The sequence below is a fragment of the Streptococcus sp. WM07 genome (assembly GCF_004570525.1).
GTDB lineage: Bacteria > Bacillota > Bacilli > Lactobacillales > Streptococcaceae > Streptococcus.
This window is the reverse complement of record NZ_SPPZ01000063.1, coordinates 1-8,753: the sequence shown is the minus strand read 5'-3', so window position 1 is coordinate 8,753 and position 8,753 is coordinate 1. Positions and strand designations below refer to the sequence as shown.

The window sequence follows — 8,753 nt, the reverse complement described above, 5'->3', positions numbered from 1 at the left end:
CTAGCATTTTGTCAAAAGTTCTTCTCTCAACACCAACTAGGCGTTTAAAGCGTAAATCGGAAAGTTTTTTACTGGATTCATAATTCATGCTTCTATTTTATCATATCCTTGTTTCGCAGGAAGTCTAATTTTAAAATGCAAAAAAGATAAGGGACAAAACACAAAAATTGTCCCTGTTCGAAAAGGAGATTTGCTAGAATAATAATAGGAAGAAGCGAGGTATCCTATGGCATCATCCCTGATTACAAAAAAACGTATCGCAAAAGCATTTAAAAATTTACTAGCAGAAAACGATTTCGAGAAAATATCTATTGTCATCATCATGGATCAGGCATTCGTCGGCAAACCTTTTATAATCACTTTCTAGATAAGTATCAACTCCTAGATTGGATTTTCCAAAATGACTTGAAAGAACAAATCACAGACAATTTAGATTTCATCTCTGGAAAACGTCTCGTCCAAGAATTATTCCGTTATCTCGAAGAAGAAGAAACGTTTTACCAAAAAGCCTTTGAGATTCAAGGTCAAAATAATTTCTATACCGACTTCATCGACTATTGCCAACTCATTGTCGAAAAAATCCTCAAAGAATACCCTACTCATCCTAGTATCGTTACAGACCAAACCTTTCTCAGCTTTCACAAAAACTATCAAGCATTAGCCTTGGCAGAAACCATCAAACAAGTGGTCCAAGGCCAAATTCCCAAACCCCATCCAGACTACATCTTAGCAGAAATCACTGGACTGAAATAGGAGATGATTATGACCTCTATACAGAATCAAACAGATCAGGCTATTCCAGCCTATATCGAGACAACTCTTGCCTTACACCCACACTTAGCCAAGCATCCCAAGCTACCTCTCATTTATCTGAAGGCTCATGACCCTAAACTCATTCCCATTCTATCCGGTGGCGGTTCGGGTCATGAGCCCGCTCATATGGGATATGTGGGAGAAGGCATGCTGACGGGGGCTCTTTACGGACAACTCTTTACTCCCCCCAAAAAAGCAGAAATCCTCAAAGCTATCCGATTTTTAGACCAAGGTCAGGGAGTTTTTCTGATTATTAAAAATTTCCCTGCTGACCTTCTTGAATTTAGGAGTGCCATCCAAGAAGCTCGACAAGCAGGCCACCAGATATCCTACATCCTCTCCCACGATGATATCTCAATTGAAAATAAACAAAAATACCATATCAGGGGTAGGGGACTTGCCGGAACTATTCTTCTTCATAAAATCTTGGGACAGGCCGCACAAGCTGGAGCAAACTTACAAGAGTTGGAAAGTTTAGGATTAACTCTATCCAGCCAAATAGCTACCATTGGCTTTGCCTCCAAAACAAGTACACTCTTTGAAAAGACACGGAATATTTTTACTATACCAAAAAACCATATCTCCTATGGAATTGGTATCCATGGAGAAGAAGGCTACCGACTAGAAGCTTTTGAAAGTTCAGAGCAACTAGCCAACGAAATTCTCAACAAGCTTCGACTACATTTTCATTGGAAAACTGGAGATTCCTATATTCTTCTCATCAATAATCTAGGAACTACCAGTGAATTAGAAATGGGAGTCTTTACCCATGATCTACTCCAACTACTAGATATCCAGGGAATCCGTCCATCCCTCATCAAAAGCGGGCGCTTCATGAGCAGCTTGGATATGGCTGGTATCTCCGTCACCCTCTGTCCAACAAACGACTACCTAGACGCTTTACTAGCACCAACCACTGCCTTTGCTTGGTAAGATTCCTTAATTTTTACAATCGAAATTTATCAAGTCTCCTTGATAAACTCATTGATTATGTGTAGGTCACGCCTCGTTCATAATAGAGGCTGAGCAAAAACTGACAATTTCCGGCTTCGCTTGAAATTTGAATAGATAAAAGCAGCTTAGAATCAACGTTTTTTAATAACGTAATTCTAAGCTGCCTTCTATTTTTTAGACTTGTTACCCAGTCTCCTATCATCGCCTTTCTTCGCCATTTTTTAATTTTTCAAGCATCCCGATTGGAAAGTTCCTTAAGTGTCAGCCTTCTGTTCAAAACCTAATGTCGTAAAAAGGCCGAGACTGAAAACTCGACCTTTTTATTCTTATTCCTTCTCCACTCTTGTAAAGCGATGGCTTTTACCGATTAAGCGGACTTTTTTATCAATATTACCAGTAGCAGCTCGGATAAATTGGTCTTCGGTAACATCATGATACTGATGAATCAGACCACTGACATATTCAACTTCCATAATGCCATTCTCCCAGCCCATGGTTTTGACCATTCGAGTCCCTTTAGCAGGATGCCGTTCCATTCACACACCATCCGCTTAAAGGATATTGTCAAAGCTATCATAGACATCTTGGGGCCAGACACTGGACTGCACTTCTCCAATATGTTTTTTCCGCAAGAGGAACATCGCTAGACGAGACTGACCAATACCACCACCAATCGACAGCGGGAAGAAACCACGAAGCAGGGTTTTATGCCAATCAAATTCTAAGCGGTCTTCATCACCAGTAATGGCCACTTGGCGCTTGAGAGCATCTTCATCTACTCGGATTCCCATGGAAGAAAGCTCAAAGGCAGAACCCAACTGGTCATTCCAGACCAGAATATCCCCATTCAAGCCCTTATAGCCATTCTCGGTCTCAGTTGTCCAATCATCATAATCCGGTGCGCGGCCATCATGCGGTTGACCATCTGCTAGCACACCTCCAATTCCAATCAGAAAAACCGCCCCATATTCCTTAGCGATAGCATTTTCTCTCTCTTTTGGACTTAAGTCGGGATAAAGGTTAACCAACTCCTCTGTATGCACAAAGGTAATCTGTTTTGGCAAAATGGCTTCGATATCGTACCGGGCCTCCACGGCCAACTCTGTTAGACGGATAGCTTTATAGATTTTTTCAACTGTATCCTTCAGATAAGCCAACGTCCGTTGACCATCTGGAATCACCTTCTCCCAGTCCCACTGGTCTACATAAACAGAATGAGTTGGATCCAAGGAATCCTCATCCGGACGTAGAGCCTTCATATGAACAAACAAACCTTCTCCTTCATTGAAGCCAAAACGAGCCAGTGTATGACGTTTCCACTTTGCCAAAGAATGAACGACTTCATAGGTTGCTTCTGGAATTAGCTTCACATGCACCTCTACTGGATGCTCAATCCCAGACAAGTTATCCTGCATTCCATCCCCAACACGAGATAGAATCGGACCTTGCACCTCAACAATTTCTAATTTGTCTTGGAGGTATTGGGTAAAGGTGTTTTTAACAAAGGAAATCTCTTCTTGCTGATGGATAAAGTCTTTTTTCATAGTTACTCCTTCATTCTCAAGTCCTCAGGACCTCTACTAAAGTTAGGTATATGATACACTAAAATTAGAAAAAATCAAGGAGGCTCCATGTCCATTTTTCAAAAAAGTATCAAAGTTATCTTGGTCATCTGGTTAGCTGTCCAACTGGCCACATTTTTCGGACTCAACTATCCGTCATCCGCTGGTATTATCGGCTTACTCAGTTTGTTAGATACACGACGCTCGACACTCCTAACTGCTAAACGTCGAATTTTAAGCATGACCTCAGCCATACTCGCAGCGATTATCTGCTTTAGTTTATTTGGTCTGAATATCTGGGCCTTTGTTCTTAGTATGAGTATCTATATCCCTATGGCCTACAAATACGAGTGGGACATCGGCTTGTCCGTCTCCACTGTTGGCGTATTCCATTTACTGGATGCAGGTAGTTTAACAGTCCCTGTTATTCTAAATGAAATCGGCCTTTTCGTAATCGGAGTTGGCTTTGCTCTCTTAGCCAATATTTATATGCCTTCTTACCAAAAAGATATAATCGCAGCCAAAGATCGCGTAGAACTCCTATTCAAAAGCATCCTTTTACGTTTCCACCATATCCTCTCAACCGGTGAAAGTAGCGATGAAATCTATCGCATCCGACAACTTGAACGTGAAATTCAAGCTGGCCTAGAACTGGTCTACCGTGATCAATCCAACCAACTCTTCCAACGAACGGATTACGAAGTGCATTACTTTGAGATGCGACTCGAACAAAGTCATTACCTCCAACAGATGGTCGAAGACATCAACCACTGCCACTTCTCTGCCGAAGAAAGCCTCATTCTAGCTCAGCTATTCAAGGATATCGCTCAACAACTGGAAGATAAATCAACTCCGATTCATTTAATCCATCGCATTGACCACTACCTCCAAGTCTTCCGCGAGCGCCCTCTTCCAAAAAGCCGTGAAGAATTCGAATCCCGTTCCATGCTTCTCCAAATCTTCCGTGACCTGGAGCGCCTCATCCAATTAAAAGTTCACTTCTATGAACGCTATCCACACGACCAACTAACAGACGAATAAACCGCAACTATAAGTTTCATTTAAGAAAAGAAAGGTATACTGTACTTACAGTTGAGGAAGACCTCAACGACTCCTAAAACTTTTCTTTTTCATAATAATCTCCTATAAGAGCCTCAGAACTACTGAGGCTCTTTACTTTAACCAGAATAGTTGTCAGCCTAATTCAAGAGAAACTTAGAAGAATAGTTTCATTATTTTTTAAATATTTGACTAAAAGTATATACCAGTATATAATAAAACAAAAAAGTATATACCAGTATATAGGAGACAATATGACCCCATTCACGACCATATTTGGTAAATCACCTAAGGTTTTCTTAAATCGAAATCAGGAATTTGAGAACCTATTAAAAAACCTTGATAACCCTTACTCCGATGCGCAATCTACTATCATTACAGGAGTTCGAGGATCAGGAAAAACCACCTTTATCACAAAGTTAGAAAATGAATTACCAGAGCACTGGATTCCTATAACACTGATTAATAGCCCCTCCATTGTATCCGAGTTAATTGCAGAATTAAGCTATAAGGTTGGTAGGGAAATTACTCTAAGCAATTCTATACAGGTTAAAAACTTTAATATATTAGGGCTAACCATTGAAAATGTACAAGCTCAAAAGACCACAAATCAACAACAGCTGATTGAGCTACTAACCATTTGTCAAAAAGCCAATCGCAAAATCATCATTTTAATCGATGAAATTTCCAGTTCTAACGGTATTAGGGAATTATATTCACTGTTTCAGCTTCTTATCCGTAAAGACCTTCCTATTAGTATTGTTTCAACAGGTCTTCCAGAAGATATTAATGAAGTCATTACCGATAAAATTTTAACTTTTCTACTACGTTCAAATATGATTGTACTTTCTCCTCTTACCATCGATGATATTGAAGAGGCTTACCTCAAACATCTATCACTTGATCGTTCTGCTGCTGGTTATGCAGCAGAGAAAACCAGAGGGTATGCCTATGCTTTTCAATTGTTAGGTCAATTAATGTATGAGAAAGAATGTACAACCATTGACGATATCAAAGATATTATTCCAGATTTTCGATATTTACTAGGAAAGAATGCCTATCGACTGATCAAACAACGACTATCAGAGAATGATGAAATCTTCTTGAAAGCTATTAAATCAGAGACGAAAATAGCTGGTATAATTGAAGAAACAAAATGGGATAAAAACCTTGTTAATACCTATAAGTATAGACTTATCGATAAAGGACTTATTTTTCAGCCACAACGTGGATATGTCGATTTAATTTTACCAGAATTTGATAGTTATCTTGAAAACTTCTAAAACGATACTAATCGAGTAATGATGATTTACATTCTAAAGACCCCTAGAACTTTTCACACTATTTCATCCCTATAAACACAAAGCCTCCCATCAGCTAAATAGGAAAAACTGATGGGAGGTTTTAGTCCTTCACATGTTAAAAAGGAAAAAGGGTTATTTCAGCCTTTCCTGCATTTTCTCAACAAAAAGGTAGGCTGCTGGGCATATGAGGGTATTTTGAATGGTTAAATGATTGATTTGATAAATCTTTTTACGGTCCGTATGGGGAAACTCCCGACAAGCTTTAGGCCGAACATCATAAATCGAACAAAGATTGTCATCTCCGATAAAAGGACAGGGCATGGATTGAAAGACCTTATCTCCATCCTCATCCACGCGCAGAAAAGCTTCTTCAAAGGCGGATAATTTCATGCGAAAAGTCTTCGAAATGCGCGTGATATCCGCCTCTGTCAACAAAGGACCTAAATGACGACAACAATTAGCACATTGAATACAATCAATTTCCTCAAACACCTCTGCATGAATTTCCTGACTGAGTTGATCGAGATTTTTAGGAGGCTTCTTCTTCAATCCCGAAAGAAACTTCCGATGCTCTTTTTGCTTCTGCAAAGCCAACTGATGATACCGTTCTAAATCCATTTTTCTTTTCCTTACTCCAATATTTATCAAAATTATAGCATACCTACGAATCCTCTAACAGCCAATCAATGAGCGACTTTTTCTGAATCCCATCATAATTGGCTTCTGGCTGTATCTGATCCAGTGTCAGAAGATATTTAGGGTGCTGGTCATCGATGGCTTGCAACGGACGAAGTTCGCGCTCTAGTGTTTCAGGAGCCAGCGTTGACAGACTCACCTGAAAATATTGATAAGCCCCTGTTTCTGTGACAACAATAAAATCCACCTCATATTTACCGATATTTCCTACATATACTTTGGAAAAACGCCGTCTTAATTCCAAATAAACAATCGTTTCAATCATATGCCCTAAATCTTCTTGATGATCTGGTAACAACAATTGGCGAAAACCGAGATCAACACAGTAAAATTTTTCTAGTCTTTGCAAAAGGGTTCGCCCTTTTACATCGAAACGAGGCACAGCGTAGAACAATAGGGAATCTAGCAAGGCATCTAGGTAGCCTTCCAAGGTGGTATTGGAAACCTTTACCCCTTGACTAATCAAGGTATTCCGAATTTTATTCGTAGAAATTGGACTCCCCATACTACTAAGGAGCGTCCGTACCAAACGCTCTAACAAATCTGGACTAGCTGCACCTGCCCTGGGCAAAACATCATTCAACAAGATCGTTGAATATAGCCCTTGCAAATATTCAATACGCTCTCGATAACTCTCTGTTTGTAACAAATAAGGAAAGGCACTAAACAAATAGGCATTGAATAATTGGCTTGGCGATAAACTATCCTCCTCTCGCCCAGCTACATATTCTGAGAAGGATAGGGGAAGAACTTCTAACTGAACATACCGTCCCGTTAAATTTGTTGCCAAATCACTACTCATAAAATAGGCATTGGAACCTGTCAGATACAGATCAACATTGGGCTTTATAAACAAACTGTCGGCAACCAATTCAAACTGATCCACATGTTGGATTTCATCTAAAAAAATATAGTAGGTCTCCTGCGTTTGGAGTTGCTCCTCTAAATACCTATTTAAAGCCCGAAAGTCTCTCAATTCATAGTAACGGAGATCTTCAAAATTAATCACTAAAATCTGATTTTCTGCCACTCCAGACTGAATCAGTTCTTTCCGAAAAAGCTGAAACAGTACAGACTTACCTGCTCGTCTGACTCCACTGATAACTTTGATAACCTGCCGATTCCGATGCCTGTTTAAAAAAGCTACATACTCCGGTCTATTTATCCATTTCATTGAATCACCTCTCTAACAGTATAACAAAAACGACCATTATTTCCAATCAACTGGAAATAATGGTCGTTTTTGATAGATATTTCCAATCAATTGGAAATAATCTCCTTGGTTTAAAAATTTGAAGAGACAAAGAAACGACAGACTAGCCATCATCCAAAAAGACCATATTACAAAACAAAACGCATCAAATCTACAATCTTTATGATACGTACCGTGTCAAGTAGACAGTTGAAATAAATAAAATGTTTGATACCAGACTGCCTTTAGTTTAGGCGGTTTGGTTTTTCTTATTGGCAATATCTTTCCAAAAATCAATGTATTTTTTAGCTTGCTTAATTGGATAGTGGGTTACGTGTTTTGGATTTGCCTTTGCCTCAGCTCTTACTTGTGCAGGTGTCTTTCCTCCAAATCTCTCCTGTGGATCATGATGATGGTAGTAATCAATTGTCTTTTCATAGGCTTCCTTCATCTCTTCGAAAGTAGCTACATGGGGATATAGCACCTCTCGCATCTCCTTTATTTGTCCTTGCCAACCTTCTAATGGGCCATTATCGATACACCGACCCACCCGAGACATTGACTGACTCATCCCCTGTTTTTCTAACATGTGGGCAAAAGGTTTTCTTGTAAATTGAAATCCTCGATCACTATGGAGTAAGGCCTGACTATCTGGTTCTTCTTTAAGGGCATTCTTAATAGCTGAATTCACTAGTGCCGTGTCATTTCTGTTACCTATTGCATAGCCAACAATATAGCGATCATATAGATCTAAGATTGCACATAGGTATATTTTTCGGTTTGTTCCAGAAACTTTCTCTTCTGTAATATCGATATACCATTTTTCGTTTGGTCGTTTTGAATTAAACTCACGATTGAGAATATTTTCAGCTGTCTGATTAGGTGTTGAAGTGGTATAACGTTTCCGCTTCTTGTATTTTGCTTTGTTGGAATAAATATTGTTCACACACATCAAACGAGCTACAGTCCGTCGGTAGATTGGTTTTTCTCCAGCTTCTAGCTTATTGTTCAACATAAGTGTCATTTTAACTGAACCAAATAAACTATACCCGTTGTGCTAGTTAGTTGTAGAAATAATAAAAAACTTTGCGTATCATAAATTCAAAACCACCACGAATTGAGGACATGATATGCAAAGCCAAGTACATTATCTCGCGAATCCTTCTCAAACAC

Annotated in this window: 8 protein-coding genes and 2 pseudogenes; 4 read left to right on the top strand and 6 right to left on the bottom strand. The window is 39.3% G+C overall.

The annotated features are described in order from the left end of the window. Nucleotides 1–88 (bottom strand): annotated as a pseudogene (locus tag E4T71_RS07480) (IS5/IS1182 family transposase); the annotation flags it as partial. A 317-nt stretch (nucleotides 89–405) separates the two neighbouring features. Here E4T71_RS07480 and E4T71_RS07475 point away from each other — a divergent pair. Then, entirely contained in the window at nucleotides 406–753 is a 348-nt protein-coding gene (locus E4T71_RS07475; RefSeq protein ID WP_228062382.1) for a TetR-like C-terminal domain-containing protein, read from the top strand. A gap of 9 nt (nucleotides 754–762) precedes the next feature. Then, on the top strand, nucleotides 763–1,746 hold the full coding sequence (dhaQ, locus tag E4T71_RS07470) for a DhaKLM operon coactivator DhaQ (protein WP_135038594.1): 984 nt from the start codon (nucleotides 763–765) through the stop codon (nucleotides 1,744–1,746). A 347-nt stretch (nucleotides 1,747–2,093) separates the two neighbouring features. Here dhaQ and E4T71_RS07465 read toward each other — a convergent pair whose 3' ends face one another. Both E4T71_RS07465 and asnA read right to left on the bottom strand, forming a co-directional pair. Continuing rightward, nucleotides 2,094–2,303, bottom strand: a complete 210-nt coding sequence (locus E4T71_RS07465) for a hypothetical protein (protein ID WP_135038591.1) — start codon at nucleotides 2,301–2,303, stop codon at nucleotides 2,094–2,096. Nucleotides 2,304–2,318: 15 nt separating this feature from the next. Continuing rightward, nucleotides 2,319–3,311, bottom strand: coding sequence for an aspartate--ammonia ligase (gene asnA / locus E4T71_RS07460; RefSeq protein WP_135038589.1), 993 nt, complete (start codon nucleotides 3,309–3,311; stop codon nucleotides 2,319–2,321). A gap of 87 nt (nucleotides 3,312–3,398) precedes the next feature. On the opposite strand from asnA, the gene E4T71_RS07455 reads away from it, so the two are divergent. Beyond that, on the top strand, nucleotides 3,399–4,370 hold the full coding sequence (locus E4T71_RS07455) for an aromatic acid exporter family protein (RefSeq protein ID WP_135038587.1): 972 nt from the start codon (nucleotides 3,399–3,401) through the stop codon (nucleotides 4,368–4,370). Between the two features lie 272 nt (nucleotides 4,371–4,642). Next, nucleotides 4,643–5,671: an AAA family ATPase gene (locus E4T71_RS07450; protein ID WP_135038585.1), complete on the top strand. Its 1,029-nt coding sequence runs from the start codon at nucleotides 4,643–4,645 to the stop codon at nucleotides 5,669–5,671. Nucleotides 5,672–5,824: 153 nt separating this feature from the next. Here the strand turns inward: E4T71_RS07450 and E4T71_RS07445 are convergent, their stop codons facing one another. The 3 genes and pseudogenes from E4T71_RS07445 to E4T71_RS07435 all read right to left on the bottom strand — a co-directional run. Next, nucleotides 5,825–6,310 (bottom strand): YkgJ family cysteine cluster protein, encoded by a 486-nt coding sequence (locus E4T71_RS07445; RefSeq protein WP_135038583.1) that lies wholly within the window; start codon nucleotides 6,308–6,310, stop codon nucleotides 5,825–5,827. 43 nt (nucleotides 6,311–6,353) lie between these two features. Then, the gene (locus E4T71_RS07440) at nucleotides 6,354–7,562 is read right to left on the bottom strand and encodes an ATP-binding protein (protein ID WP_135038581.1); all 1,209 of its coding nucleotides are present in this window, start codon (nucleotides 7,560–7,562) and stop codon (nucleotides 6,354–6,356) included. A 268-nt stretch (nucleotides 7,563–7,830) separates the two neighbouring features. Beyond that, nucleotides 7,831–8,607: pseudogene (locus E4T71_RS07435) on the bottom strand (IS3 family transposase); the annotation flags it as partial. Nucleotides 8,608–8,753 lie beyond the last annotated feature (146 nt).

Excerpts from the sequence above, each read along its gene's own strand:
- dhaQ (WP_135038594.1), top strand. The coding sequence starts at position 763 with ATGACCTCTATACAGAATCAAACAGATCAGGCTATTCCAGCCTATATC.
- E4T71_RS07465 (WP_135038591.1), bottom strand. The coding sequence starts at position 2,303 with ATGGAACGGCATCCTGCTAAAGGGACTCGAATGGTCAAAACCATGGGC.
- asnA (WP_135038589.1), bottom strand. The coding sequence starts at position 3,311 with ATGAAAAAAGACTTTATCCATCAGCAAGAAGAGATTTCCTTTGTTAAA.
- E4T71_RS07455 (WP_135038587.1), top strand. The coding sequence starts at position 3,399 with ATGTCCATTTTTCAAAAAAGTATCAAAGTTATCTTGGTCATCTGGTTA.
- E4T71_RS07450 (WP_135038585.1), top strand. The coding sequence starts at position 4,643 with ATGACCCCATTCACGACCATATTTGGTAAATCACCTAAGGTTTTCTTA.
- E4T71_RS07445 (WP_135038583.1), bottom strand. The coding sequence starts at position 6,310 with ATGGATTTAGAACGGTATCATCAGTTGGCTTTGCAGAAGCAAAAAGAG.
- E4T71_RS07440 (WP_135038581.1), bottom strand. The coding sequence starts at position 7,562 with ATGAAATGGATAAATAGACCGGAGTATGTAGCTTTTTTAAACAGGCAT.